We start from the raw sequence: 25,225 nt of genomic DNA, 5'->3' as shown, positions 1-25,225 counted from the left end.
CCGGGCACAGCAGCCGAAAGGTCAGATTTCGAAGGCATTTTATTCAAATACGGTAAACGAAGCCTTGCGACCGATGCCCGAGATCAAAGGTGGGAGACGTTTAGCGATGCCCGACTGCTGACAGCAAGAAGCCCGCGTCTTCGGCAGACGCGGGCTCCACATTTTCCGTAGTCAGGTGGCTGGATGTCAGCGGCACTCGCCGCGATGCACGATCCGGAATCCCGCACCGCCAGCCTCGCAGGCGTTCGAGAAGGTTTCCGTCCGACCGCCACGCTGGCCGCAGACCGGCGCGAATTCGCGCGTGCAGAACTGGCCCTGCGGCGGACGATCGTCACCGCGACGGCATTCACCGCGACCGATCACCTGGAAGCCCTCGGACCGTGCCTGGCAGGCATTGGAGAAGGTCTGCGTACGGCCACCACGCTCGCCGCAGACGGGCATGTATTCCATGGTGCAGGCCTGCGGCGGCCGCGCCGGCGGGCGGTTGTCGGGACGGCACTCGCCGCGGTGGACGACATTGAAGCCGTCGGCGCGCGCCTGGCAGGAATTCGGGAAGGTGCGCAGGCGATTGCCGCGCTCACCGCAAACCGGCGCATACTCCATTGTGCAGGCCGCCGGACGGGTCGGCCGCGGCCCAGGACGCGGCTCGTCGACGACAACGGTACAGGCGGAGAGAAAGCCGAGCCCGAGCATCAGCACGACGATCGGGCGCGTCAGAAGAAGTTTGAGAAGTGCCATGGATGTCCCCTCTTGTGCATGTTTCCTTTAATCGTGCCGATTAACGGACAAAAATATGCAAAAATTCAAAGTGCTACAGCGGCCCTTTGCGCTTCCTTTAGGACGCGCGGCGCTGTCGTGCAGCGGTCGGCAACCGGAGCGACGCCCCGTCGAACACCTCCCGCTTCTCGCGTATCTATCCGCGACACCCGCAAGGTCAAGCCTGCGCGCCTGCTTTGCACCGTTAACCAAGATCCCGAAGCAGAGCGCCGGCGCCGCCCTGTTTGGGGGAGCGGCGCAAGGAAAAACCCGCGCGGCATGCCACGCGGGTCTTGCTCGTTCCCCGTCCGTATAGCTCAGGCGGCGCGGCCGTAGGACGAGTGCGATGTTGCCGACAGCCGGAACTTCGTCAGCAGCGCCTTCAACTCACGGCTCTCCGCGGCCAGCGTTTGGCTCGCCGCCGTGGTTTCTTCCACCATCGCCGCATTCTGCTGGGTCATCTGGTCCATGCTGTTGACGGCGACATTGACCTCCTGCAATCCGGTCGCCTGTTCACGGGCGGCGGTCGCGATCGAAGCCACCTGCTCGTTGACCCGGTTGACCCGCGCTTCGATTTCCGACAACGCCTCGCCGGTCGAGCGCACCAGTTCCACCCCGGCACCGACTTCGCGGACCGAAGCGCCGATCAGTTCCTTGATCTCCTTTGCCGCACCCGCAGAGCGCTGCGCGAGTTCGCGGACCTCCTGTGCGACGACGGCAAAGCCGCGACCGGCCTCGCCGGCGCGCGCCGCCTCGACGCCGGCATTCAGCGCCAGCAGGTTGGTCTGGAAGGCGATCTCGTCGATCACCCCGATGATCTGGCCGATGCGGCCGGAGGAACCTTCGATCCGCCCCATGGCGTCTATGGCGTTGCGCACGATGCCGCCGGATTTGGCGGCACTCGCCTTGGTCTCGTTGACCATCTCGCGCGCCTCGTTCGCCCGCTCGGAAGCGTGGCGAACCGTCGAGGTGATCTCGTCGAGTGCTGCCGCCGTCTCTTCGAGCGCTGCGGCCTGCTGCTCCGTCCGGCGCGACAGGTTGTTTGCCGCCTCGGAGATGTCGCCGGCACTGGCGGTGACGATCTCGGTCGAGTGCGAGATGGCGCCGATGACATCGCGAAGTGCGGCAACGGCCGTGTTGAAATCCTGCCTCAACTTGCCGTATTCCGGCGCGATGTGGCCGATCTCGGCTGTCAGGTCGCCGCTTGCCAAGAGCTCCAGAGCGACACCGACCGTCTCCATTGCATCCGCTTGCGCTTCCGCCGTTGCCCGCTGGCGCTGCTCGTTGCCACGCCGCTCGGAGCTGAGCCGCTCCTGCTGCTCGGCTTCGCGTGAACGCAGTTCCAGTCGTTCGCGAACGGAATCGCGCAGCACCACCAGCACCTTGGCCATCTGGCCGATCTCGTCGCCGCGGTCCGTCTCCGGAACCTCCGAAGATAGATCCTCATCGGCGATCGCCCGCATCGAGGCCTTCAGCTTCTCCACCGGCTTGACGACGCTGCGCACGATCGCAAGTGCCGCCATCAGGATGGCGAGGGCGGCCGCTGCGAGAATACCCGCGACCTGCCAGGCGCGCTCGCGGAACATCGCCGCCAGGTCGTCCGCATAGACACCCGTGCCGACCACCCAGCCCCAGGGCTTGAAGCCGGCGACATGCGAATATTTCAGCACCGGTGCGTCAGCGCCCGGCTTTGGCCAATAGTAGTCGACGAAACCCTGACCGCTCTTTTCGACCGTCTTCACGAATTCGACGAAGAGATGCTTGCCGTTCGGGTCCTTGTTTTCGGTGAGGTCCTTGCCGTCGAGCTCGGGCTTGATCGGATGCATCACCATGGTCGGATGCATGTCGTTGACCCAGAAATAGCCGTTGCCCTGGTAGCGCATCGCCTTGATCGCCTCGAGCGCGCGCTTCTGCGCCTCTTCCCGCGAGAGTGTCCCGGCCACTTCCAGCTTGTGATAGGCGTCGAACACCGCGATCGCGTTCTCGTCCATCGCCGAGAGCATCGCCTTGCGTTCGCCGACGAGCTTTTCCTGCGCCTGGAACAGACCGAATGTCAGCGCCGCTGCCATGGTCAAAAGCGCAAATGCCACCAGCGCGTAGAGACGCGCCGAGATTCTGAATTTCTTCATTGCCAATCCCCTGCCCCTTCGGCGCTCCCCGCGCCGCCCTTTCAGAACCTGGTCGCCGCCAGCATGGCCGGCCGCACTCCAAGAGCTTGCAGGGTAGGAAGAGGTCTTTGCCAAGCCCCTAACAACCGATCCCTAAATTTGACTTTTCTCAAGAACCACTCCGAAAGTCTAAGGTGACGGCACGGTGGATTGCGACCCGTATGTGCGGCGGCGGGCCTTCCCTCTACAAGCGCGGTCGGGTTACATCTTTCATCCAACAGGGAGACAGGCCGCATGACCGAACAGATCAAACCGACCGGCGAACTGACCTTGCGCACGCTCGCCATGCCCGGCGACGCCAATGCGGCCGGCGATATCTTCGGTGGCTGGGTGATGGCGCAGATGGACCTTTCCTGCGGCATCCGCGCGGCCGAGCGCGCTCGTGGCCGCGTCGTCACCGCCGCAGTCAAGGAGATGGCCTTCGCGCTCCCTGTCAAGATCGGCGACACGCTCTGCATCTATACCGACGTCGTCAAGGTCGGCCGCACCTCGATGACGCTCAAGGTCGAGGCCTGGGCGCAGCGCTATCTCTCGCATCTCATGGAAAAGGTGACGGACGCGATCTTCGTCATGGTCGCGCTAGACGAAAACGGCAAACCCAAGCCGGTTCCGGCGGAGGAATAGGAGCCGCATCCCCATGGAGCAGATCCAGCCCGACCCGGCGATCTTCTCGCATATCCGCACTGTCATGGGCATGGTCGTCAGCCTCAGCCTGGCGCGGCTCCTGAGTGGCGTGGCGCTCTTCGTACAACATCCCGGCAAGACGCGCGTCTACTGGATCCACCTCGGCTGGGTCCTGTTCATGTTCGTCTTCCTCGTGCATTTCTGGTGGTGGGAGTTCCACCTGCATTCACTGGCCGTGATCGACGTCAGCGTCTACCTGTTCGTCATTCTCTATTGCTGCGTCTTCTTCTTTCTCTGCGTAATGCTGTTCCCGACGACGCTCGACGACTATAGCGACTACGAACACTATTTCATGTCGCGCCGGGCCTGGTTCTTCGGTTTCCTCGCGCTGGCCTTTGCCGTTGACCTCGTCGACACCGCGCTGAAGGGCAAGCAGTATTTCGCCTCCTATGGCCTCGAATACCCTGCCCGCAACGCTGCCTATATCGTCTTCTGCATCGCCGCCGCCCTCACCTCTGACCGGCGCTTTCATGCAGCGTTCGTCGTCCTGGCGGTCGCCTATCAGCTGCTGTGGATGTATCGGGCCTTCGACCTCCTGGATTAAGGCAGCGACGGGATCGGCTGCGGAGGAATTCACCCTCGCCCCTTGATCCGAAGGCGAGGCGGTGCTTTATCCGTTAGTCATATTTGAATCTCGCATCCTGACACGTCGGGGGACTGTCGCATCATGGAAATCTTTACCGCTGCCGGTCTGGTAGCGCTTCTGCAAGTCATCGTCATCGACCTCGTTCTCGCCGGCGACAACGCCGTCGTGATCGGTCTCGCTGCGGCCGGGCTTCCGACCGAGCAGCGCAAGAAGGTCATTCTGGTCGGCATCATCGCGGCGACCGTCCTGCGCGTGGCGCTCGCCAGCGTCACCGTACAACTCCTCGAAATCATCGGCCTGCTGCTGGCCGGCGGCATCCTGCTTCTCTGGGTCTGCTGGAAGATGTGGCGCGAAATTCGTGAACAGCAGGCAGCGAACGCCGCAGGCGAAAGCGGTGCTGCCGCCGACATGCCGAAAAAGACCTTCATGCAGGCGGCCATTCAGATCGTCGTCGCCGACGTTTCGATGTCGCTCGACAACGTCCTTGCCGTCGCCGGCGCCGCCCGCGAACACCCGACGATCCTCGTCGTCGGCCTCGTGCTCTCGATCGCGATGATGGGCGTCGCCGCGGGCTTCATTGCCCGGCTGCTCAACCGCTACCACTGGATCGCCTACATCGGTCTCGCGATCATCCTCTACGTCGCGCTCGACATGATCTATCGCGGCTCGGTCGAAGTCTGGCCGCACGTGGCCCCGGCCGTGGCGGCGATGGTCTAGTACCGAACCGAAACGTTACTTTGACACATGGAAAGGCAGGGCCGGTGCCCTGCCTTTTCTCGTTTTTCAGCGTTGGGAAACCGCAAGCGGCGCCACGAGGCGCCCCTCTTCAGCCCTTGAAGATGAAGGAAGCGCCGACGGCAATCAGGGCAAAGCCGACGAGATGGTTCCAGCCGATCGACTCCTTCAGCCAGAAGACCGAAAAGGCGGCGAAGACCAGCAGCGTGATCACCTCCTGCATCGTCTTCAGCTGCGCCGCGGAATAGACCTGATGGCCGATGCGGTTTGCCGGAACCGCCAGGCAATATTCGAAGAAGGCGATACCCCAGCTTGCCACGATCGCCATGTAGAGCGGTGACGAGGTGTATTTCAGATGCCCGTACCAGGCGAAAGTCATGAAGACATTGGAAATCAGGAGCAGAAGAATCGGCCAGAGATAGGCCGGAGAGAGTGTTAAGGACATTGAGAACCTCAGTGCGCGAATCGTGCTCCGACGATGCGCCGCAGCCGTATTCGGGTGCAAGTCCCGTGCACTCCCATTGGAACAACTGACGCCTTTGCGCCGGTCGATACGAGATTTTCTGCCGGTCATAGTGACGAATCGCCATCGTGCGCGCACTTTTTCCGTCATTTAGCAAGTGCTGCCCCAATATTTTACGGGTTTTGCCACAATTTTGTACTGGCGCATGAGCAATCTCGCTCGACTGTCCGACGGGACAGGCAGGGGAATACCACACTTCGAAACGGCGGTTGCCGTGAAGTTGGCTCCGCGCTTTGAGCGCGGTTCGCCGACAGGCCGATGCTGCGTCTTAGGCGCTGGGCACGCGCATGTCCGCTGAATTTTCCCAAGGGAACTTTGGAAACAGTTGAGCAACCGGGTGCCATGCCGGCGATCGCCAGGCCGCCCCGACTGTTAGCACCCAGCAACTTGTCAAGGAGACCTGACCATGAAGGTCCTGGCGTTTCTTGCGGCTGCCTATGTCGCGCTCTTTTCGCCAAATCTCGCCAGCGCGGGCATGCTTGCCCAGGCGCAGCAATACAAAGGCCTGCACGAGGTCAAGAACAACAAGACCCTGCGCGCAGCGCTTGGCATCAACCCGGCACGAACCCCCTGGTGCGGCCATTTCATGGGCCTGATCGCCCGTAAATCCGGCCGCAGTCCACCACAGAGCTTCGGATTCGCCCGCTCCTGGCTGCGTTTCGGCGCGCCGGTGAAACTCGCCTATGCGCGTCCGGGTGATATCGTCGTGGTGCGGACCGGGCGGAGCTACCATGTCGGCATCCTGTCCGCGCTGTCGAAGTCGACGGCCCAGTTGATCGGCGGCAATCAGTCCGGCGGCGTCAGGATCTCGCAGTTCGCGCGGGGCCAGGTCGTCGGCGTCAGACGTTAGGCCAGTAGCTACGCAAATCCGGGCGCAGACCCGTTTCGCACCTTAGGCCGGGGTTGCACCCGAGCCTGGGACTCGAGCCGGAACTGACATCTGCATCGCCGCATTGGGCGGATCGCCGGTGCGCGTCCCCTAGGTAAGCGTCAGGCGCATTGCGCAACGCCGCTCTGCCGGAAGGCCGTGCGCCGCTTCGTTGGCAAGGATCTGCGCCAGACGCGGATCGAGTTCGTCCGCGGCAAGCGTTGCAAAGCCGAGTGTGCGGTAGAAGTGTTCGTTCCATTTGAGACCGCGGAAGGTCGTCAGCGAGACCGCGGTGCACGAATTGGCGCGCGCATGTGCGATCGCAGCCGCCATCAACGCGCGGCCGAGCCCCCGGCCTTGGCATTCCTCAAGCACGGCAAGCTGCCAGATGTGCAACTCGCCCTCAGCCGCCGCGGCGCAAAGGAACCCGCTCGGACGATCGCGCCCGTCGACAGACACCAGGGACAGGCCGGTGCGCAGAAACTCGACATGAGCCTCGGCAGACTGGACGTCGTCGTCGGCAATCCAGGCAAGGTCGGGGACGGTGCGAAAAAGCGCGCCGGACGAGCGTTCAATCTCGGGCAGCAGAATTGCATCGTCTTCACGGGTTGGTCGAATCAGGGTCATGACAACTGCATCCTATAGCGCAGACCGCTTCATCAGAGGCCTGAAGTTCGCTGCTGGCGTTCAAATCGAAACGTCATTACCCGGCTAATGTATCCCTAGTCGGCAACGGCAGACATAGCCGCCTCGAGCCCGGCTGCCGGGCTCGACAGCGGCCGCGGGCCGTTGCGGACGTGATCGGCGGCACCGGCCATGGATGCCTGAGCGAGCGCAACGATCGTGGCACCGTCCGCATAGGCTGCTTCGACCGCCTGCGCAATGGCCGCAAGGTAGCCGTCACGGTTTCCCTCCTTGAACAGGGCCCAGGCACCTTCGACGAGACGAACCTCGAGATCGGCACCGGAACGATGTGCCGCCGCGGCGAAAAGCGCAGTGGTTGGGGCGATCGTCGTTTCCACCGCGCAGAGCGCCACGACCTTGCCGCCGGCCGCGGTCGCTTTCTCGGCCAGCGCCGCATCAACACGCAGGATCGGGACGGCGGCCCCCATCCCGGCCTTTGCCACGCTTGGCCCGAGCGTCGAGCAGGTCAGCAGCACCGCATCCGCCTCGCCCGCCAATCCCGATAGGATTGCCGCGGTTTCTTCCGTGATTTCCTCGCTCAGACCGCCCGCCAGCTCCGCAGCCCCCAGCAGATCGGCCCTGACCGCATGGCGCAACGTCACATCCGAAAGGCCGATCTGGCGCGCAGCGTTCTCGAAAACGGCGATATTGCTATCGGCCGTATGCAGGCAGGAGATGATCATGTGAAGGCCCCGTGAATGAGGATCGCCCGCGACGCCGCGGTGTCGATTCCGCGAAACTTGCACAATCGCCGCATTCAGAAAAGTATTACCGAACACAATCTTCCGTAGAGGCCACTTGGGTTGTTTTTACGCTTCCGGCCCAGCAATGGACACAAATCGGGTAATTTATACTTCTCGCATTTTCTAATTTAAGTTACGCTCATCTTCATTCTGACCAGATGCCGCGGGAGGGGCTGGCCCTCTTGGAACGGAAGCTCGCCGTGATCCTTGCTGCCGATGTCGCTGGCTACAGTCGCCTTGTCGCGATCGATGAGGAAGGCGCGCTCGCAACGCTGGCCACCTACTGCGCCACGATCTCAAGCCTTGTGAGCGAGCATGGCGGCCGCATCTTCGGCGGCGCTGGCGACAGCCTGGTCGCAGAATTCCAGAGCGCGGTACAGGCAGTCCGCGCAGCGGTCGCCATCCAGCGCACCCTGCAGCGGCGGAACGCCGACCTCGCGCCGGAGCGGCGCATGCAGTTCCGCATCGGCCTCAATCTCGGCGACGTCGTGGTCGACGGCGGCAACCTGCTCGGCGACGGCGTCAACGTGGCGGCGCGGTTGCAACAGGTCGCGCAGCCGACCGATATCTGCATTTCCGGTGCGCTGCACGACCAGATCGTCGGCAAGCTGGAGTTTCCCGTGCACCGGCTTGGCGATCGCGCGCTGAAGAACATGCCGCGCCCGATACCCGTGCACCGCGTCGACTGGCATGAGGACCCGCTGAGGCCGGACCTGCCGGGCATGCCGCTTGCCCTGCCCGACAAGCCGTCGATTGCCGTGCTGCCCTTCGTCAACATGTCCGGCGACCCGGAACAGGACTTCTTTGCCGACGGACTGACTGAGGACATCATCACCGCACTGTCGCTTTACCGCTGGTTCTTCGTCATCGCCCGCAACTCCTCCTTCGCCTACAAGGGCCGCGCCGTTGACGTCAAACAGATCGGCCGTGACCTCGGCGTGCGCTACATCGTCGAGGGCAGCGTGCGCCGCGCAGGCTCGCGCGTCCGCGTCACCGGACAGCTGATCGAGGCTGAAACCGGCATCCATCTCTGGGCACAGCGCTATGAGCGCGAATTCGCGGACATCTTCGCGATCCAGGACGAAATCACCCAGCATGTGGTCGCGGCGATCGAGCCGGAGATCCTGATCGGCGAAAACCGCCGCGCGCTGTTGCGCGGCAGCGACAATCTCGACGCCTACGAATGCCATATGCGCGGCACCTTGCTGCACAATGCGCAGGATTCAGCCGCCCATTTCAACGAAGCGATCGAATGGCAGCGACGCGCGATCGCCCTCGATCCCGATTTCGGCCGTGCGCATATGATGCTGGCCCGCTCGCTCTTTGCCCGCTGCTATTTCGGCTTCAGCGACGATATCGACCGCGACAGCGCGGAGTTGCGAGCGGAAGCGGAGCGCGCCGTCGTGATCGAGGATCACGATCCCTATTGCCACTACGTCATGTGTCTCGCGAATTTCGCCGTCCAGCGGCCGCATGCCGCGGTCCAGGAAGCGCAACAGGCAATCGACCTCAATCCGAATTTCGCCCTCGCCCATATGGCGCTCGGCTGGGCGCGCATCTACATCGGCCGCTTCGCCGAAGCGCTCGATCCGCTGCATACGGCGCTGCGGCTGAGCCCGCACGATCCGCTGACCTATCTCTTCCTCAACCGCATCGCGCTTGCCCACTACCACCTCGGGGACTACGAGCGAGCGCTGCATCACGCCGAGCGGGCGCTGCTCCTGCGCCGCACCTATTTCAACCTGGTCATCCTGCTCGCTTGCCTTGGCCAGCTCGATCGCAAGGAGGAAGCCCGCAGGATTGTCCCCGAGGCCGTCGCCAACGCCCCCCTCGATCTGCCGCGCTACTGGCGCTTCTTCACCGGCTATGTCGACCCCGCCGACCACGCGCATTTCAAAGACGGGCTCGTCAAGGCGGGCCTGCCCATCGTCCCGTAGGCCGCCATGACACGAGCCCAGCTGTTTGGCGTTATCATCGGCCTCACAGTGGTGGCATTCTTCACGGTCCTGCGGGCCAACGATCCGCAGCTTCTGCGCCAGGCCCGCGACGTCACCTTCGACGAGTACCAGCGGATCGCGCCGCGCAGCTTCGAACCGATGCCGGTCAAGGTGGTCGATATCGACGAGGCGTCACTGCGCGAATTCGGCCAATGGCCCTGGCCGCGCGACCGCCTGGCGAAACTGACCGACCGGCTGACCGAGATGGGGGCAGCGGCGATCGCCTTCGACGTACTCTTCGCCGAACCTGACCGCCTGTCGCCACGCACCGTCGTACGCGATGTCGGCGGCGTCGATCCGTCCTTCATCGCCACCCTGCCGGACAATGACGAGATCTTCGCCCAGGCGATCCTCGACAAGCCGGTCGTGCTCGGCTTCGGCCTCACCAACGAGGGCAGCTACCTGCCGCCGGTCAAGGCGGGCTTCGCCTTTACCGGCGAAACCGCCTCCGAGGCGCCGCCACGGCTGCGTGCCGCAACGCCGCTGAGGCCGCAGCTCGAAGCCAACGCTGCCGGCCTTGGCCATATCAGCCTCAATCCCGGCTCGTCCTCGGCTGTAGTGCGGGCCGCACCGCTGTTTCTGAGCGACGGGCGGCAATTTTATCCGAGCCTCGCTCTGGAAGCGCTGCGGGTGGCCCAGGGCGCCTCCACCTATGTGCTCGCGGCGGCACCGAACGTCGCCAACACCCTCACCGCCGTCAAGATCGGCGACTTCGTGGTGCCGCTCACCTCGACCGGCGAACTCTGGCTCTACGTCACGCCGGACACGACGGAACGCTACATTTCCGCTCGGCGCGTCCTGACGGACGAGGCCGCCTCGCCGGACGTGCGCGCGGCGATCGAAGGCAGTATCGTCTTCATCGGCACCTCGGCAGCGGGCCTGCAGGATGTGCGCACAACGGCGCTCGGGCAGAACGTGCCCGGCGTCTCCATCCATGCCCAGATCGTCGAGCAGATTCTTTCCGGCCGCTATCTCTCGCGTCCCGACTGGGCCGACGGGCTCGAAATCCTCTCGATTGCGCTCGCCGGCACCTTGCTCGTGCTGCTGACCACGTTCGTCAGCCCGGTCGTGGCATTGGTCTGCGGCCTCGCGGTCACGGTGCTTGCGCTCGTCGCCTCCTGGCTCGCCTTCTATTATGTCGGGCTGCTCTTCGATCCGCTGGCGCCGATCCTTGCCGCGTCGATCACCCATTTCGGCGCCACCGCCTATCGCTTCCTGGTGACGGACCGCGAACGGCGCGAGGTCCGGCAGGCCTTTGGTCGCTATCTCTCACCGTCGCTGCTCTATCGCATCGAGCATACGCGCAACGCCCTGAGCCTCGGCGGCGACGATCGCGAGTTGACGGTGATGTTCGTCGACGTGCGCAGCTTCACCGAGATGAGCGAGCGCATGACGCCGACCGAGGTCGTCGCCTTCCTCAATACCCTGCTCGACGCGCTGAGCCGACACGTGCTCGCCAACGAAGGCACGCTCGACAAGTTCATCGGCGACTCCATCATGGCCTTCTGGAACGCTCCGGTCGACGTGATCAACCATCCGCAAAAGGCGCTTCGCGCCGCTCTCGGCATGCGCGAAACCCTCGCCCGGCTGAATGCCGAGGACGCCTTCGGCTTCGGCGCCAGCCATGAGGTCCGCATCGGCATCGGCATCCATACCGGGCTCGCCTGCGTCGGCAACATGGGCGCCGAAACCCGCTTCAACTATTCGGCGGTCGGCGACACCGTCAACATCGCGGCCCGCATCGAAGCGGCCTGCAAGGATGTCAATTTCGACGTGCTCGTGTCGGAAGCGACAGCCGAGGCGTTGCCGGAATGTGCGCTGCTGGATGCCGGAAGCCTGGGCCTCAAGGGAAAGACGACGCGAACCCGGCTGTTCGCCGTTGCCGGCGACGAAAATCTCGCCGCCTCGCCCGCCTTTGCCGAATTGCGGCTGCTGCACGACAGGCTCGTCTCGGTGCTGCGCACGCGCGCGAGCTCGAGCCGCAGCATCATCAATACGGCGAAGCTGAAGTCCGCCGCGCTCGTGCCTGGCCTCGTCGGTTTCTACGCCCGGATCTCGCGCCGGTCGGAACATTTCGCCGAAACGCCGATCGAGGGCGCCAAACGCCCGGCGGAATGAGCCAGGGCACCGCCGCGCGGATGGCGCATCCGGCGGTGCCTCACCTCGACTCGGACTCTCGGATGTATCGGTAAAGCTTTGAATCAAAGTCGATATGTCGCCGACGCGCTTGGGGGGGCAAGCGGCCCGTTGCCGACATGTCATGTGTCTCTGCAGATCGTGGCCCACGCGGAACGCCGACCCAGCCGGCGGCGCTGCGGCTAGTTCTGGCTTTGACTCTGGCTCTGGCTTTGGCTCTGTTCCTGGCGCTGCGTTCCACCGCCCTCTTGCGACTGTTCCTGCCGTTGCGATTGCGACTGGGATTGCTGCTGGCCGCCCTGGCCTTGCGCCTGCTCCTGCCGCTGCGATTGCGACTGGGATTGTTTCTGGCCGCCCTGACCCTGTTCCTGTCGCTGGCGCTGTTCCTGGCTCTGCCGCTGGCCCTGGCCGTTCTGTTCCTGCCGCTGCCTTTGTTCCTGGCGTTGCGTTCCCGGTATCAGCGGCGGTTTCTGCTGGCGCGGCTTCTCCTGCTCGACGGCGGGGGGTTGCACAGTTTTCGGCTTCGGTTCAACGTCTTCGTTGATCGCCGCCGCAAGGCTGCAGCCACCCCCCGCCCAGCCCAGCGCTCCGGACAGTCGTTGCCCACCGGAGAGGAAAGGAAGGGCTTTCGCATTGCCGAGTGATTTCAATGTATTGCGACTGACTCTTCTGGGATCACTGATGCCGCCGCCCGGCTTGGCGACGACGCAATCGCAGCGCTGTGTCAATTGCCGGCAACCGCCGGCGCCACAGAAGCTTGCGGCGCCGCTAAGCAGCACGACGGCCGTCGTACCATCGCGGCCGACGTAGAAATCGAAGGCGGTACCGCGAACGCCGATGGTGCCGGCCGGGGTGACGATCTGATAGGCGGAGTGGCCGGACTTGCCGCTGATCCAGCGGAACGTTCCCTTGGCGGCCATGATCGTCAGCTTCTTCACCGACTTCGCATCGTCGTAGACGAACTTGTCGATGACCACCGACGAGCCCCACCCGACCGCGAGCTTGGTGCCATCCTGGAAGACGAACTGGCCAAGGCCGGATTTGGATGTCGAAATCCGCTCGTCCCGATAGACCGGGTCCTTGACCGCGATCGCCCCACGCGCGCCGCTGACCGCCGTGCGTATCTCCACCGCCTGGCCGACAGGTTCGGCGGCGATGGTCGGACTGAACGTCACGGCACATAACGCGATGAGTGCGGCACCACGTAAGCAGAACATGGCCCCCTCCAAAGCGTTATTGTTATCACGTTGCAGGGATTTATGTCTTGTCGCCCAATCGGGGTAACGTTATAGCACACCGCAACCGTAAGAGTTATCTTGGCATGCAAAACCAGCCCGTTACGGTTGAACGCCCCTTCGGCCGTAGCCGTGGCCGCCGAGACAGTCTCGGTTCGGACCGGTCGCTGTCATCTCGGGATCACCGCGCCGCCGCCGCGCACTCCATCCGATCCACCAGTTCAGCTACCCAATCCTGACCCGCCATGCCAAGAACCGCGCCCGGACTGCCCAGCAATTCCTGCCGTTCAACCACGCGTCACGCTGCACCGCTCGGCATCAAAGCCTGCGAACCTCGGCAAACCTTCGCACAAAGGATGCCATATAGCCGCCGGCAACGAAGCCGGCCGCCATCAGCGACAAGCCGACAGTGGCGCGGCTCACCATGAGCGGCGCAAGACCTGACACGGTCAACACGACGATTGATGCCAGTCCTGTCCCGATGTAGGCGTCCTTGCTCTCGTATCCCCAGCGGTCCGCCACCGGCCCCTCGCTGCCCCAGGGATAACAGTCGCTCCGGGAACCGGGCTCGCTGCAGGCGTAACCCCAATACGCATCGAGAACATCGGTGACCGGAAGAACCACGAATGCCACGATCACAAGCTGTGCCACCAGTTCAAGTATCGTCGGTCGTCTGATCGTCACCTTTGGGGCCCCGCGAGATCATGCAACTCTCACGCATCCTTCGAAAAAACACAACCATCCAACCCTGTAAATGTTGCCTTTTTGTACTCCCTCGCCCCTTCACTTTCCGCCGGACTCTCTCCATATTCCCCGCCATGACCAAAGCTCCGAAGAATGCCCCGCCGAAGCCCTCCACGCCGTCCGGTTTCGAAGAAGCGCCTCAGGCGCCTTTGTCCGGTACGCCTCTGTCCGGCAATGTCTCCGACTGGGTGAAGCAGCTCGAGGCGGAAGCGGAATCGTCTGCATTCGAGACCCAGCGCGAGATCGCCTCCAAGGCCGGCAAGCACCGCAAGACGGTGGAGATCGCCGCCTCCAAGGCGGCGCGTAAGGCAGCCGGCGCCGATGACGAGGCGCCGCCGAAGAAGGCGGGCAAGAAGGGCAAGGTCGAGATCGTCGGCAGCAAGTCGGCGCGCGGCACCTCCATGGGCGGTTCGACCGATCCGAAGACCCGCGCCGCCGCCGGCCTCAATCCGGTGGCCGGCCTCGACGTGTCGCTGGAAGACGCCGCCAAGCTGACCTCCACCTCGGGCGTCACCGCCACCGTCGAGGCGCTTTCGGCGCTGATCGAGAGCGGCAATCCGCTGTTCAAGGACGGCAAGCTCTGGACGCCGCACCGGCCGGCCCGGCCGCCGAAATCGGAAGGCGGCGTCGAAATCCGCATGGCGTCGGACTACCAGCCGGCCGGCGACCAGCCGACGGCGATCGCCGATCTGGTCGAGGGCCTGAATTCGGGCGAGCGCAGCCAGGTGCTGCTAGGCGTCACCGGCTCGGGCAAGACCTTCACCATGGCCAAGGTGATCGAGGCGACTCAGCGCCCCGCCGTGATCCTGGCGCCGAACAAGACGCTGGCCGCCCAGCTCTATTCCGAGTTCAAGAACTTCTTCCCGGACAACGCGGTCGAATATTTCGTCTCCTACTACGACTATTACCAGCCGGAAGCCTATGTGCCGCGCTCGGACACCTTCATCGAGAAGGAATCCTCGATCAACGAGCAGATCGACCGCATGCGCCACTCGGCCACCCGCTCGCTGCTCGAGCGCGACGACTGCATCATCGTCGCCTCGGTCTCCTGCATCTACGGTATCGGCTCGGTCGAGACCTATACCGCCATGACCTTCCAGATGAGCGTCGGCGACCGGCTCGACCAGCGGCAGCTGCTCGCCGACCTGGTGGCACAGCAGTACAAGCGCCGCGACATGGATTTCCAGCGCGGCTCGTTTCGCGTGCGCGGGGATACCATCGAAATCTTCCCGGCCCACCTGGAAGACGCGGCATGGCGCATCTCCATGTTCGGCGACGAGATCGATGCCATCACCGAGTTCGACCCATTGACCGGCCAGAAGACCGGCGACCTGAAATCGGTGAAAATCTACGCCAACTCGCACTATGTCACGCCGCGCCCGACGCTGAACGGCGCCATCAAGGCGATCAAGGAAGAGCTTGTACATCGGCTCGCCGAGCTGGAAAAGGGCGGCCGCCTGCTCGAAGCGCAGCGGCTGGAGCAGCGCACCCGCTACGACATCGAGATGCTGGAAGCGACCGGCTCCTGCGCCGGCATCGAGAACTATTCGCGCTACCTGACCGGCCGCAATCCCGGCGAACCGCCGCCGACGCTGTTCGAATACATTCCCGACAACGCGCTTCTGTTCATCGACGAGAGCCACGTCTCCGTCAGCCAGATCGGCGGCATGTATCGCGGCGACTTCCGCCGCAAGGCGACGCTGGCCGAATACGGCTTCCGCCTGCCCTCCTGCATGGACAACCGGCCGCTGCGTTTCGAGGAATGGGACGCGATGCGCCCTGATACCATCGCCGTTTCGGCCACGCCCGGCAGCTGGGAACTGGAACAGTCCGGCGGCGTCTTTGCCGAACAGGTCATCCGCCCGACCGGCCTGATCGACCCGCCGGTGGAAGTGCGCTCGGCAAAAACCCAGGTCGACGACGTGCTCGGCGAAATCCGCGAGACGGCGGCCGCGGGCTACCGCACGCTCGTCACCGTGCTCACCAAGCGCATGGCCGAGGACCTCACCGAATACCTGCACGAACAGGGCATTCGCGTGCGCTACATGCACTCCGACATCGACACGCTGGAGCGCATCGAGATCATCCGCGACCTGCGTCTCGGCGCCTTCGACGTGCTCGTCGGCATCAACCTGCTGCGTGAAGGCCTCGATATCCCCGAATGCGGCTTCGTCGCCATTCTCGACGCCGACAAGGAAGGGTTTCTCCGCTCCGAAACCTCGCTGGTCCAGACCATCGGCCGCGCCGCCCGTAACGTAGACGGCAAGGTCATCCTCTATGCCGACCAGATCACCGGCTCGATGCAGCGCGCCATGGACGAAACCAGCCGCCGCCGCGAAAAGCAGATGGCCTACAACGAGGCCAACGGCATCACCCCGGAATCGGTGAAGGCGAAGATCTCCGACATCCTCGACTCGGTCTACGAAAAGGACCACGTCCGCGCCGACATCTCCGGCGTCGCCGGCAAGGGTTTTGCAGACGGCGGCCACCTCGTCGGCAACAACCTGCAGGCCCACCTCAACGCGCTCGAAAAACAGATGCGCGACGCCGCCGCCGACCTCGACTTCGAAAAGGCCGCCCGCCTCCGCGACGAAATCAAACGCCTCAAGGCCGCCGAACTGGCAGCGATGGACGACCCGATGGCGCGGGAAGAGGCAAGGTCGCAAGAGGGGTCGACCGGCAAAGGCACCAAGGGCGCCTCCTCTCCGTCGTCATCCTCGGGCTCGACCCGAGGATCCAAAGCCACGGAAGACAAGTCCCTCTTCCAGAAACCCTCCCTCGACGACATGGGCCCGGGCACCGACACGGAAACCCCACTGTTCCGCAAACCCGACCTCGACGAAATGGGCCGCGACGTCGCCACCCCCGCCGGCGCGGACAAGTCGCTGTTCCGCCGCAACACCCTCGACGAAATGACCGTCGGGCGGACGGAAAAGCCGGTTATCGGTCATGTCCCGGAAAAGCCGATCGTCACGCGAGCGAAACCAGGTGTCGGGTCCTATGAGGACCCGGCGGACCAGAAGCGGCAGAAGGGCCGGACGAAGGGGAAGACCGGGCGGCCGGGGCGCTGAGTAGATCTTCGATGGAGTGGTTTGGATGACAATCGCAGAGAAGCCAGATCAATCTCTGCGAACTGATCGATTGAGAAGCGTCACGACGCAACTATCCTAAGTTGCTTAATCAAAAATACAACCTAAAATGCCGCAGGCGTGAGCGGCGCTGTCTCGTAGACCCAAACCTTGTCGCAGAGGTGGAGTTTCGCGCTTGGACGGATGATGGGAAGCTCCGGCACGCGTCGTTCAAACGGTTGCGCGCGCCAGCCAACATTGCGGAGGTGTTTGAGTTTTTGCCGGATTGAGATTTGTAGCTTTCGACCTATGCGCTATTGCCACGGAATTCACCAATGGCATTCCAAGTAACTCTGATAAGTTTGTCCAAAACGTCGTCCGAAACAGGCATGCCGCGCCTTGAGAGCGAGTCCGATACTTTTATACGCAGCGCCATCGTATCGTCCGGTGTGAGGTTCGCTTTACTTGCAAAATTGCTAGTAAGTTCATCTGTGATAATCTGCGAGGCGAGGCTCACTCTTTCATTGAAGCTATCGCTTCTGAGTATATTTTTCGTATAAGATAGGATTGCATTTGAAAACTTCGCCTCATTTGGAGCTAGATTCACTGCAGTTCGGCGTTCAACGCTGTTCAGTCGGTCGAGCTGCAAACCAATATCTTGAAGCTGTTTCATAATGAACTCTACTTGAGGCACTTCTTTATTATCGATGGTTTTGGGAGTGAACGTGCCAAAGTGTGAAAGAAACGGTGAGTACTTGCTGTCCTTCTCCTTCGTTTCGATCGTAGCGAGAATCGCGGCGGTCACCTCCGCCTGAAAGCGCTCCACGTCATCAAAACGCTGATCTTTGCGGTAACCGATGTGCTTGATTACTTGGGTGTCGAACGAGTAGCCAGTTTCCTCGTCTTTCACGATGATGGTGGGTTTGTCGAACGCCAAGCGCATGCCTAGCTCGAACATGACGTTCGCATTCCTTGCGCTTACGTCGCAAACCACTATCACATCGTCGTACAGGTTTTGAACGATGCGGCTGTGGATCACACCGACATCTTCGCTTTCACTCACCATTCTCGGAACATAGCCCGCATCAATTATCGCCTTGTCTATGACCGCCCGCACTCGCCCCCAATGGGTGCTATCGTAGCCGGGCACTGAAGCGATCGGCATGATGATTCCACAAAACCGCTTGGCTGAATCAACTTCAGTTGCGTCGTTCTTCGCCTTCGTCACCTGTTTTGCCTTTTCTCGAGTCATTGGGTCGAACCTTTCGGAATCTCATTGCCGTTTTGAGATGGGAAGGACGTTCCCTTTCTCGGCCGCGTCCCTCAAGGCGATGTCAACTGAGTAATCGTAGTCACCGTTCTTTATCTTCGTGCGCGCCTCGTCGAAGTAGTGTTGCGGCACAACAATCGATTTCGCACGCACGGCGTCTAATCGATCCATCAACTCTCCCAAACGTGCCTCAGCCGGCGCGACGTCCCCATGGGTCACGATTTGGGCAAGCTGGCGGAATCTGTCTTGCAGACTCTTGTACTCTGATGCGGCGTGTTTCAGCTCCTTCACATGAGTTTCAAACTCAAGTGCTTTCGCTATCGATGGGACGAGGGTCGTCAAAAGCCCTGCCAGTGCCACACTCCAAGCAGGAACTAACTCCTTCACGTATACGAGCCCTGTTATCGCCGTGAGTATTATTGGTGTCAGCACGACAACAGCGTGCTGGAACTTCACGGTTCCAAGCCATCCGTAGATTGCAGTCGACGTGTAGAGGCAGCTTTCTTCCTGCCGAAGGGCTTCGGCGCGTATTTCAGCAAGTCTCCGCGTGATCACGTCACGTGTATTGGTATCCTCGGTCCGAATATTTTCTGCCATTCTTGCCCCGCTGCTGCATCGTAGTCGTGTTTCTCCAAATCACACGCCGACTGCGCTATTGCGCGGGCCGTTTCGGCGCGAGAGAGCCACGCATCGCCCAATGCGAACACCTCCCCGGTTCCCGGAATACTGATGTATCCGTTTGCTCGTCGGCAAAGGTATTCGAGGAAATCACGCACATAGAAATCATACCAAAAGGTGCTTTGGTCGCCGTAGCCGCGGGCCGGAAGAAATTGAGAAACCAAAATTTCGATCACGAAGGATTTGAGCGGGACATTTTTCTCGTTGCGCCAATGCTTCATCATCTGTGCAAGCGCGCGGACGTTGCCGTTCATAGCATGATCGGTCTGTTGGATCTGTTCGATCTGCGCCCACGGGTCGACCGCTTTCCATTGTCCCCCATTACTTGTGTCGGGCATGAGATAGGTGCCCCAGTTTCGAAACACGGGCACAACTTCGATGGCGATCGAATTGAAGTCCACGACTACCACTTGACCGTCACCGCGAATGTCGGTTTGCGGGTAGTCCTCTAGCAGCAGACTTTTCACTTCCTGCAGTAGTTGTGATTGTACGTTACCCTGGCGCTGGTCGAAACGCGTCTTCACGGCATCTGGCAGCACAAAAAAGGAGTCGACATCCTGAGAGGGGCGTACTTGGGTCTGCTTGCCCCAGGAGCCTACGAGGAAACCCGGAGGTGCCGGATGAACATTTCCACCATAGTAGGCTCGTTCGAGAACTTCTCCGATAGCGAGGTGTTTGCCGATCCCGTCGTCACGTTGGATGGTTGTGATTTGAAGTGCATCGACGAAACGACGAAATCTTTCTCGAACAGCAATCCACATTTCGTCGCTCAACGCCTCGATACATTCACAAGTTATTCCACCATCTTCGACACTATGTCTAGTGGTGGCTCCCCGGCCGCCGTACTTCAGGAACTAAACTCGAAGCCGCGAGAGTATTCGCGAGTGCTGATGAGGTTGCTGCAGCCATGTTGCGGCCAAGAGCGGAGCGAAAGATTGATGCCCTTTGGGACGCAGTCGGCGCCTTGCTACCCTGGTGCACTCCTGGAGAATGCGCCGACTACTTTAGAGCTGCGGGATATGCGGCTATTTCAACCAGGTGACCGATCTTCAGGGCATCGATGGCGCCTTTGCGGGCGGGATCGTGCCTGTCTATGCCGGCTTCGATGCGACGGCGGACAGTCTGCATGTCGGGCACCTCATGCCGATCATGGCGCTCAGGCGGATGCAGCAGGCGGGGCACAAGCCGATCGTGCTGATCGGCGGCGGCACCACGCGTATCGGCGATCCCAGTTTTCGCTCGGCGGCACGGCCGATGCTGTCGGAGGACGAGATTGCGGCCAATTTCTCCGGCATCCGCACGGTCTTCGAGCGGCTGCTGACCTTCGGCGACGGGCCGAGCGATGCGGTCATGGTCAACAATGCCGACTGGCTGGACAGGATGGCCTGGATCGACATGTTGCGGGACGTGGGAAAACATCTCTCCGTCAACCGGATGCTCTCGTTCGACAGCGTCAGGACGCGGCTGGAGCAGCAGGAGAACCTGAGCTTCCTCGAGTTCAACTACATGATCCTGCAGGCGGTCGATTTCCTCGAGCTGTTCCGCCGCACCGGCTGCCGGATCCAGCTCGGTGGCGGCGACCAGTGGGGCAACATCGTCGGCGGCATCGACCTGATCCGGCGCATGGAGGGACAGGAGGTCTTCGGCATGACCACGCCGCTGCTGACCACCGCCTCGGGCGTCAAGATGGGCAAGACGGCGGCCGGCGCCGTCTGGGTCAACGCCGATCGCCTGTCGCCCTACGACTACTGGCAGTTCTGGCGCAACGTCGAGGATGCCGACGTGGTGCGCTTCCTGAAACTCTTCACCGAGCTGCCGCTCGACGAGATCGAACGGCTCGGCCGCGCCGAGGGTGCGGCGCTCAACGCGGTGAAGGAGCGGCTTGCCAACGAAGCGACGGCGCTGGTGCATGGGGCGGACGCCGCGCGGCAGGCGCAGGAGACGGCACGGCAGGCGTTTGGCGCCGGCGAAGCGGCCGAAGGGCTGCCGACCGTCGTGCTCAGCGATGCCGAGCGCAGCGTGGGCGTGGCGCTGATCGACCTGCTTGTCCGGGCCGGACTGGCGTCATCCAAGGGCGAGGCGCGGCGGGCCATCGCCGGCCGCGGCATTCGCATCGATGGCGAGGTCGTCGAGGATGCGGATGGGCTGGTGACCGTCGAAGGAGAGCCGCTCCGGCTCTCTCTCGGCAAGAAGCGCCATGTGGTGGTGAAGTAGGTCGGCTCGCGCGGCGGCTACCAGGCCCAGGCAGCCGCCGCTTCCGTTCCTGTGCCCGTCGCAAGATTCCAGCCGCACCGCGTCTGCGACGCGAACGCGCGTCGCGGCCCAGTGCAAGTGCGTAGCGCTGCTGGCGCCGTTTTCAGCCGTGCGGACGCACGGCTGCTGGATCCCTGTGACGAGCACAGGGATGAGGGAGGGTTGTATCCGCCAAGAACCGGGCCCCAGAGGCACGAAGTTGGGAATTGAGACGGAGCAGCGGCGAGATGACAGCTCCGCGAACCTCGGACAACGTCCCCTGGGTCCCCGCGTCACAATGTTCTCCGCAAACACCACAACGACACCATCGCCCTCATTCCTGTGCTCGTCGCAGGAATCCAGCCGCGCCGCGTCTGCGGCGCGAAGGAGACCTGCTGCCAGGTGTAAGAGCACGAGCGTGGTGGCGCATTTATCCGCCGCGCAAACGCGCCGCTGGAAGCAGGGATGTGAAGAGAATGGGCTGGAGCCGCCAATATCGAGGCGCCAACAGCCCCGGCAACAGATCGAGGGGCTTCGGCGGCCGACATTGCTGTTCCAACGCCGCGCTCGAAAGTGAGCCGGCACGAGGCCACCCGAGATCGGCCGCTAGGCGGATGCAACCGCCCTCGCCTCGACCTGCCCTGCGTCGTCGCCGTACCTCAAGCCCCACTGACACAAGGCCTCCGCCGCCACGTTCAGCGCCGCGCCGCGTGTCGTCAGCGAATAGACCACCTTGGGCGGAGTTTCCGGATAGGTCGTGCGGCTGACAAGGCCGTCGGCCTCCAGTTCGCGTAGCTGCTGCGCCAGCATCTTTTCGCTGATGGCGGGGATCGCCTGGCGCAGGCGGCCGAAGCGGCGGGCGGCGGTGCCGAGTTCGCAGAGGATATCGACCTTCCACTTGCCTTCGATCGCCTTCAACGCGGTGGCAAAGCCGCAATTTTCCATCGGTCTCGTCACGTCCTTCTCCCTTACTTCAGCGTAACCACTAACCGCCGGGTGCGTATTGCGCCGCGGTGATCCCACCATACGTCTGACCCGCACCGGCAGCCGCCGGCCGCGTCACGGGTCAAGCGCGATACAGGCGAGAACAAACGCCCGCGCGCCATGGATATGGAGATTGAAAATGCAACCTGCAATCAGCGTTCTGGGAATGGGGCGCATGGGATCGGCGCTGGCGCGCGCGCTGCTGGCCGCCGGCTACCGCACGACGGTCTGGAACCGCACGGCCGAAAAGGCGGCGCCGCTCGCCGCAGCCGGGGCCGAGGTCGCCGCAAGCGTTGGCGATGCTGTTGCGGCGAGCGCCATCGTCATCGTCAATGTCAGCGACTATGCGGCGACGGAGGGCCTGCTGCGCAACGGCGCTGTTGCCACCGCGCTTCACGACAAGCTGATCGTCGAGTTGACTTCGGGAACACCGGATGGCGCCCGCGAGGTGCAGGGCTGGGCAGCGCGGCACGGCATCCGCCATCTCGACGGCGCGATCCTGGCGACACCGGATTTCATCGGCACCGAGGCGGGCACGTTGCTGGTCTCCGGGCCGGCAGACGTCTTCGAGGCGGCGCGCTACGTGCTGCGGGCGCTCGGCGGCAATGTCCAGTACATCGGCACGGATCCGGGCCTTGCCAATGCGCTCGACAGCGCCCTGCTCGCCCTGATGTGGGGCGCGCTGTTCGGCGCGCTGCAGTCGATCGCCGTCTGCCGCGCCGAGGCGATCGATCTGGAAACGCTTGACAAGCAGTGGTCGGCAACGGCGCCGGTGGTCGAGGGGCTGGTTGCCGATCTGATCAGGCGCAGCGCCGCCGGTCGCTATACCGCCGACGCCGAAACGCTCTCCTCCGTCTCGCCGCACTTTGGCGCCTTCCGCCATCTCGTCGACCTGATGGAAGCCCGCGGCATCGACCGGACGATTACCGACGGCTACGAGGCGATCTTCCGTCGGGCGATTGCCGCCGGTCACCTGCATGACGACTTCGCGTCGCTGTCGCAGTTCATGGGCCGGTCGGCCTAAGGCATGGTGGCGTCAGAGTGGGTGTCGTCCCGCCTTGACGCCGCCTGTTCCCGGCTACGCGTGCAGGCGAAAACGCCTGGCGTCATTTGCCTGCCTTCGCACCGCTGTCTTCGATCGCCGGATCGAGCACGCCGACCAGGGTCATGCCGTCGGTAAAATAGGGGTCGCCGCCGCCGTTGCGACCGGTTGTCGTCGCACCGACGCCGGGGATCTCATAGGTCGACGGCACCTGCCCGGCCTTTCCGAGGTCGCCGATCACCAGATCGCGTTCGGCGTCGAGGTCGGGGCCGATGTGGTGCGTGATCTGTCCGGTGTCGTGGCTCAGGCCCACGCCGCGGTCGAAACTGGCCGAACCGAGCCAGAGCGGCCTGTCGCCCTCGGCCGTCGTCGTGGTCTGCCAGAAGCGCACATGGTTGCGCTGGTCGGCGCTGCGGCCGACCGGTTTTTCGAAGGCCAGGTCCTGCTTGCGCCCCTCGTAGAACAGCGGGCTGACGGGTGCATCCAGATCCGGGCGATCAAGCACGACGCTGAGGCCGATATCGATCGAAGACCGCAGCGTGACCTTGTCGGCGGCATCCCAGCCGGCGGCCGTAAAGGCACGAATGATCTGCTCCCTGGAGCCGACCAGCCCGACATTGATAGGGTCGCCCGGAATACCCTGTTCCGTCGATGTGACCATGGCATTGAGCGGAGTTTTCCGACGGTCGTCGTGAAAGATCCAGAGTTCGGGCACGAGGAAATAGCAGACCGCGAGATAGGCGATCAGCACGACCGCCGTCACGAAAAGACCAAGGCGCATGCCCGAGCGACGCCGCATCTCACTCCCCCCTCACCGTCGATCACGGCCGCAGTCTACGGCCAACCGGAACAGGACGGAAGATTATGACACCCAAGGCCGCGTCTGCACAGCGGGGGCCGTGGCAGAAGAAAATGCGCGGCTCCGTGGAGCGCGGACGGCAACGGTACCGCCGGCGTCAGGCGTGCACCGCACCTATAGTTGAGAGACGACCCTACTCCGCCGCATGCGCCTTCACCTCCAGCGCTTCCAGTTCGTAGGAATAGCCTTCCAGCATCTCATAGGCCTGCTCGATGGCCTTGATCTGCTCGTCGGTGTTCTTGATCGCCTCGGCAATCGACCGCGAGCGGGCGCGCAGCATCGAACCGAGCACGTCGGTCTCCGGCCGGCGGCCGAGGCGGTCGAGGTGCTTGCGCACGCGGGCGCGGTGGCGCTCAAGCTCGAGGATATGGAAACGGCTCTTGACGATATCGTCCGAAAGCTTGCGCCGCATGGCGGCGACGGGATCGAAGCTACCGGGCTCGCGTTCGTCGAGAATGAACTCGTTGACCAGCGTTTCCAGCATCATCAGGCCCTTGAGGTCACGTGGATCGGCGAGCTGCGGATCGTAGCCGGTATCGTCATAGACCTTGCGGCGCACCGGATCCTTGAGCAGTTCGTAGGCTATCTGCAGGCGCGCAAACTGTTCGGGATCGCCGCCGGAATCCGGATGCGCCGATTTCGCCGCCTTGCGATAGGCGCTGCGGATTGCCTGATTGTCCGCGTCGCGTTCCAGTCCAAGCAGTTCGTAAGGGTCGATCACGCTGTCCCTCTCCGTAAGTCACTCCACCGCCCGGCAAAGCCGTCCGGCGCATTCTCCGGGCGACGCAGTCGTCCGGCCCTCGCAATACTCTCGTCCGGTCAAGACGACACATTATCCGATCCGGACGCCATTTGGTCCGGCACGACCACACAATCTTCCTGCCAGAGCGACACTTCGTCCGGCCAAGGCGAAACTTCGTCCGGCCAAGGCGACGCTTCGCATGGCGCGGCCGCCGCCCCTGCCCCTTGGCTACGCCATCGCCGGCCAAGACGGAACCAACCTTCGGTAAAGCCTGCGCGTTATCCCGAAGATGTGCAAGCCTCCGGCTCGATGCCAGACGCAACGACGCCATCCGCTCGGGCGCAGCAAACAGCCCCGTCGGCGGCGCGCACGTTCGGTCGAGGTCGGGACGAAATTGTGTCGAGAAACGGGCCGTCCCCGATTTTTCTGACGGAGGAGTGAAGGGAGCTGCAAGAACCGGCAAATGCCTTGCGAAGACGGCAGGTTCGCCC

Annotated in this window: 23 protein-coding genes and 1 pseudogene; 11 read left to right on the top strand and 13 right to left on the bottom strand. The window is 63.0% G+C overall.

Annotated features, from left to right (window positions below; all coding sequences use genetic code 11):
- Window positions 1-186: 186 nt before the first annotated feature.
- Window positions 187-738, bottom strand: a complete 552-nt coding sequence (locus AB4Z53_RS18345; protein WP_113539408.1) for a Kazal-type serine protease inhibitor family protein — start codon at window positions 736-738, stop codon at window positions 187-189.
- A 335-nt stretch (window positions 739-1,073) separates the two neighbouring features.
- The gene (locus tag AB4Z53_RS18340; protein WP_441596962.1) at window positions 1,074-2,885 is read right to left on the bottom strand and encodes a methyl-accepting chemotaxis protein; all 1,812 of its coding nucleotides are present in this window, start codon (window positions 2,883-2,885) and stop codon (window positions 1,074-1,076) included.
- Window positions 2,886-3,158: 273 nt separating this feature from the next.
- On the opposite strand from AB4Z53_RS18340, the gene AB4Z53_RS18335 reads away from it, so the two are divergent.
- From AB4Z53_RS18335 to AB4Z53_RS18325, 3 genes are all read left to right on the top strand, one after another.
- Window positions 3,159-3,548: an acyl-CoA thioesterase gene (locus AB4Z53_RS18335; protein WP_113539406.1), complete on the top strand. Its 390-nt coding sequence runs from the start codon at window positions 3,159-3,161 to the stop codon at window positions 3,546-3,548.
- 13 nt (window positions 3,549-3,561) lie between these two features.
- Window positions 3,562-4,152: a hypothetical protein gene (locus AB4Z53_RS18330; RefSeq protein WP_223727564.1), complete on the top strand. Its 591-nt coding sequence runs from the start codon at window positions 3,562-3,564 to the stop codon at window positions 4,150-4,152.
- 123 nt (window positions 4,153-4,275) lie between these two features.
- Complete coding sequence (locus AB4Z53_RS18325; RefSeq protein WP_441596960.1) at window positions 4,276-4,911, top strand: TerC family protein; 636 nt, start codon at window positions 4,276-4,278, stop codon at window positions 4,909-4,911.
- Window positions 4,912-5,020: 109 nt separating this feature from the next.
- On the opposite strand, the gene AB4Z53_RS18320 is transcribed toward AB4Z53_RS18325, so the two are convergent.
- Window positions 5,021-5,374, bottom strand: coding sequence for a DMT family protein (locus AB4Z53_RS18320; RefSeq protein WP_291149955.1), 354 nt, complete (start codon window positions 5,372-5,374; stop codon window positions 5,021-5,023).
- Window positions 5,375-5,858: 484 nt separating this feature from the next.
- Between AB4Z53_RS18320 and AB4Z53_RS18315 the strand changes: the two genes are divergently transcribed.
- The gene (locus tag AB4Z53_RS18315) at window positions 5,859-6,302 is read left to right on the top strand and encodes a TIGR02594 family protein (protein ID WP_113539402.1); all 444 of its coding nucleotides are present in this window, start codon (window positions 5,859-5,861) and stop codon (window positions 6,300-6,302) included.
- Between the two features lie 129 nt (window positions 6,303-6,431).
- On the opposite strand, the gene AB4Z53_RS18310 is transcribed toward AB4Z53_RS18315, so the two are convergent.
- Complete coding sequence (locus AB4Z53_RS18310; RefSeq protein ID WP_113539401.1) at window positions 6,432-6,947, bottom strand: GNAT family N-acetyltransferase; 516 nt, start codon at window positions 6,945-6,947, stop codon at window positions 6,432-6,434.
- A gap of 95 nt (window positions 6,948-7,042) precedes the next feature.
- Complete coding sequence (locus AB4Z53_RS18305; protein ID WP_441596957.1) at window positions 7,043-7,687, bottom strand: Asp/Glu racemase; 645 nt, start codon at window positions 7,685-7,687, stop codon at window positions 7,043-7,045.
- Window positions 7,688-7,929: 242 nt separating this feature from the next.
- Here AB4Z53_RS18305 and AB4Z53_RS18300 point away from each other — a divergent pair, with 242 nt between their 5' ends.
- On the top strand, window positions 7,930-9,684 hold the full coding sequence (locus AB4Z53_RS18300; protein WP_113539399.1) for an adenylate/guanylate cyclase domain-containing protein: 1,755 nt from the start codon (window positions 7,930-7,932) through the stop codon (window positions 9,682-9,684).
- Window positions 9,685-9,690: 6 nt separating this feature from the next.
- The gene (locus AB4Z53_RS18295; protein WP_441596955.1) at window positions 9,691-11,862 is read left to right on the top strand and encodes a CHASE2 domain-containing protein; all 2,172 of its coding nucleotides are present in this window, start codon (window positions 9,691-9,693) and stop codon (window positions 11,860-11,862) included.
- A gap of 200 nt (window positions 11,863-12,062) precedes the next feature.
- Here the strand turns inward: AB4Z53_RS18295 and AB4Z53_RS18290 are convergent, their stop codons facing one another.
- Together AB4Z53_RS18290 and AB4Z53_RS18285 are read right to left on the bottom strand one after the other, a co-directional pair.
- The gene (locus tag AB4Z53_RS18290; protein WP_291149945.1) at window positions 12,063-13,097 is read right to left on the bottom strand and encodes a FecR family protein; all 1,035 of its coding nucleotides are present in this window, start codon (window positions 13,095-13,097) and stop codon (window positions 12,063-12,065) included.
- A gap of 336 nt (window positions 13,098-13,433) precedes the next feature.
- Window positions 13,434-13,799, bottom strand: coding sequence for a hypothetical protein (locus AB4Z53_RS18285; protein WP_441596953.1), 366 nt, complete (start codon window positions 13,797-13,799; stop codon window positions 13,434-13,436).
- A gap of 134 nt (window positions 13,800-13,933) precedes the next feature.
- Between AB4Z53_RS18285 and uvrB the strand changes: the two genes are divergently transcribed.
- Both uvrB and AB4Z53_RS18275 read left to right on the top strand, forming a co-directional pair.
- On the top strand, window positions 13,934-16,930 hold the full coding sequence (gene uvrB, locus AB4Z53_RS18280) for an excinuclease ABC subunit UvrB (RefSeq protein ID WP_441596951.1): 2,997 nt from the start codon (window positions 13,934-13,936) through the stop codon (window positions 16,928-16,930).
- A 101-nt stretch (window positions 16,931-17,031) separates the two neighbouring features.
- Window positions 17,032-17,217 (top strand): hypothetical protein, encoded by a 186-nt coding sequence (locus AB4Z53_RS18275; RefSeq protein ID WP_441596949.1) that lies wholly within the window; start codon window positions 17,032-17,034, stop codon window positions 17,215-17,217.
- A gap of 17 nt (window positions 17,218-17,234) precedes the next feature.
- Here AB4Z53_RS18275 and AB4Z53_RS18270 read toward each other — a convergent pair whose 3' ends face one another.
- The 3 genes from AB4Z53_RS18270 to AB4Z53_RS18260 are packed head-to-tail and all read right to left on the bottom strand — an operon-like array spanning window position 17,235 to window position 19,648.
- Window positions 17,235-18,155, bottom strand: coding sequence for a hypothetical protein (locus AB4Z53_RS18270; protein ID WP_441596947.1), 921 nt, complete (start codon window positions 18,153-18,155; stop codon window positions 17,235-17,237).
- Window positions 18,156-18,200: 45 nt separating this feature from the next.
- Window positions 18,201-18,794: a hypothetical protein gene (locus AB4Z53_RS18265; RefSeq protein WP_441596945.1), complete on the bottom strand. Its 594-nt coding sequence runs from the start codon at window positions 18,792-18,794 to the stop codon at window positions 18,201-18,203.
- Window positions 18,749-19,648 carry an SMODS domain-containing nucleotidyltransferase gene (locus AB4Z53_RS18260; protein WP_441596943.1) on the bottom strand — a complete coding sequence of 300 codons (900 nt, stop codon included), beginning with the start codon at window positions 19,646-19,648 and terminating at the stop codon, window positions 18,749-18,751. Before AB4Z53_RS18260 ends, AB4Z53_RS18265 begins: the two co-directional genes overlap by 46 nt.
- A 131-nt stretch (window positions 19,649-19,779) precedes the next feature.
- Between AB4Z53_RS18260 and AB4Z53_RS18255 the strand changes: the two are divergent.
- Together AB4Z53_RS18255 and tyrS are read left to right on the top strand one after the other, a co-directional pair.
- A pseudogene (locus AB4Z53_RS18255) lies at window positions 19,780-19,917 on the top strand (IS630 family transposase); the annotation flags it as partial.
- Window positions 19,914-21,089, top strand: coding sequence for a tyrosine--tRNA ligase (gene tyrS / locus AB4Z53_RS18250; RefSeq protein ID WP_441596941.1), 1,176 nt, complete (start codon window positions 19,914-19,916; stop codon window positions 21,087-21,089). The pseudogene AB4Z53_RS18255 and the gene tyrS, both read left to right, overlap by 4 nt.
- A gap of 624 nt (window positions 21,090-21,713) precedes the next feature.
- Here the strand turns inward: tyrS and AB4Z53_RS18245 are convergent.
- Window positions 21,714-22,064, bottom strand: coding sequence for a winged helix-turn-helix transcriptional regulator (locus AB4Z53_RS18245; RefSeq protein ID WP_441596939.1), 351 nt, complete (start codon window positions 22,062-22,064; stop codon window positions 21,714-21,716).
- Between the two features lie 166 nt (window positions 22,065-22,230).
- Here AB4Z53_RS18245 and AB4Z53_RS18240 point away from each other — a divergent pair, with 166 nt between their 5' ends.
- Window positions 22,231-23,115 carry an NAD(P)-dependent oxidoreductase gene (locus AB4Z53_RS18240; protein ID WP_441596937.1) on the top strand — a complete coding sequence of 295 codons (885 nt, stop codon included), beginning with the start codon at window positions 22,231-22,233 and terminating at the stop codon, window positions 23,113-23,115.
- An 82-nt stretch (window positions 23,116-23,197) separates the two neighbouring features.
- On the opposite strand, the gene AB4Z53_RS18235 is transcribed toward AB4Z53_RS18240, so the two are convergent.
- Window positions 23,198-23,932, bottom strand: a complete 735-nt coding sequence (locus AB4Z53_RS18235; protein ID WP_441596935.1) for an LssY C-terminal domain-containing protein — start codon at window positions 23,930-23,932, stop codon at window positions 23,198-23,200.
- A 193-nt stretch (window positions 23,933-24,125) separates the two neighbouring features.
- On the bottom strand, window positions 24,126-24,713 hold the full coding sequence (locus AB4Z53_RS18230) for a J domain-containing protein (protein WP_441596933.1): 588 nt from the start codon (window positions 24,711-24,713) through the stop codon (window positions 24,126-24,128).
- Between the last annotated feature and the right edge of the window lie 512 nt (window positions 24,714-25,225).

The sequence above is a fragment of the Ensifer sp. 2TAB8 genome (genome assembly GCF_052115125.1).
In the GTDB taxonomy this organism is placed as follows: domain Bacteria; phylum Pseudomonadota; class Alphaproteobacteria; order Rhizobiales; family Rhizobiaceae; genus Ensifer.
The sequence above is the reverse complement of the archived record's forward strand: the minus strand, read 5'-3'. Positions and strand labels throughout refer to the sequence as shown.

Excerpts from the sequence above, each read along its gene's own strand:
- AB4Z53_RS18240 (WP_441596937.1), top strand. The coding sequence starts at position 22,231 with ATGCAACCTGCAATCAGCGTTCTGGGAATGGGGCGCATGGGATCGGCG.
- AB4Z53_RS18235 (WP_441596935.1), bottom strand. The coding sequence starts at position 23,932 with ATGCGGCGTCGCTCGGGCATGCGCCTTGGTCTTTTCGTGACGGCGGTC.
- AB4Z53_RS18265 (WP_441596945.1), bottom strand. The coding sequence starts at position 18,794 with ATGGCAGAAAATATTCGGACCGAGGATACCAATACACGTGACGTGATC.
- AB4Z53_RS18335 (WP_113539406.1), top strand. The coding sequence starts at position 3,159 with ATGACCGAACAGATCAAACCGACCGGCGAACTGACCTTGCGCACGCTC.
- AB4Z53_RS18325 (WP_441596960.1), top strand. The coding sequence starts at position 4,276 with ATGGAAATCTTTACCGCTGCCGGTCTGGTAGCGCTTCTGCAAGTCATC.
- AB4Z53_RS18310 (WP_113539401.1), bottom strand. The coding sequence starts at position 6,947 with ATGACCCTGATTCGACCAACCCGTGAAGACGATGCAATTCTGCTGCCC.
- AB4Z53_RS18345 (WP_113539408.1), bottom strand. The coding sequence starts at position 738 with ATGGCACTTCTCAAACTTCTTCTGACGCGCCCGATCGTCGTGCTGATG.
- AB4Z53_RS18295 (WP_441596955.1), top strand. The coding sequence starts at position 9,691 with ATGACACGAGCCCAGCTGTTTGGCGTTATCATCGGCCTCACAGTGGTG.
- AB4Z53_RS18320 (WP_291149955.1), bottom strand. The coding sequence starts at position 5,374 with ATGTCCTTAACACTCTCTCCGGCCTATCTCTGGCCGATTCTTCTGCTC.
- AB4Z53_RS18305 (WP_441596957.1), bottom strand. The coding sequence starts at position 7,687 with ATGATCATCTCCTGCCTGCATACGGCCGATAGCAATATCGCCGTTTTC.
- AB4Z53_RS18330 (WP_223727564.1), top strand. The coding sequence starts at position 3,562 with ATGGAGCAGATCCAGCCCGACCCGGCGATCTTCTCGCATATCCGCACT.
- AB4Z53_RS18315 (WP_113539402.1), top strand. The coding sequence starts at position 5,859 with ATGAAGGTCCTGGCGTTTCTTGCGGCTGCCTATGTCGCGCTCTTTTCG.
- uvrB (WP_441596951.1), top strand. The coding sequence starts at position 13,934 with ATGACCAAAGCTCCGAAGAATGCCCCGCCGAAGCCCTCCACGCCGTCC.
- AB4Z53_RS18340 (WP_441596962.1), bottom strand. The coding sequence starts at position 2,885 with ATGAAGAAATTCAGAATCTCGGCGCGTCTCTACGCGCTGGTGGCATTT.
- AB4Z53_RS18290 (WP_291149945.1), bottom strand. The coding sequence starts at position 13,097 with ATGTTCTGCTTACGTGGTGCCGCACTCATCGCGTTATGTGCCGTGACG.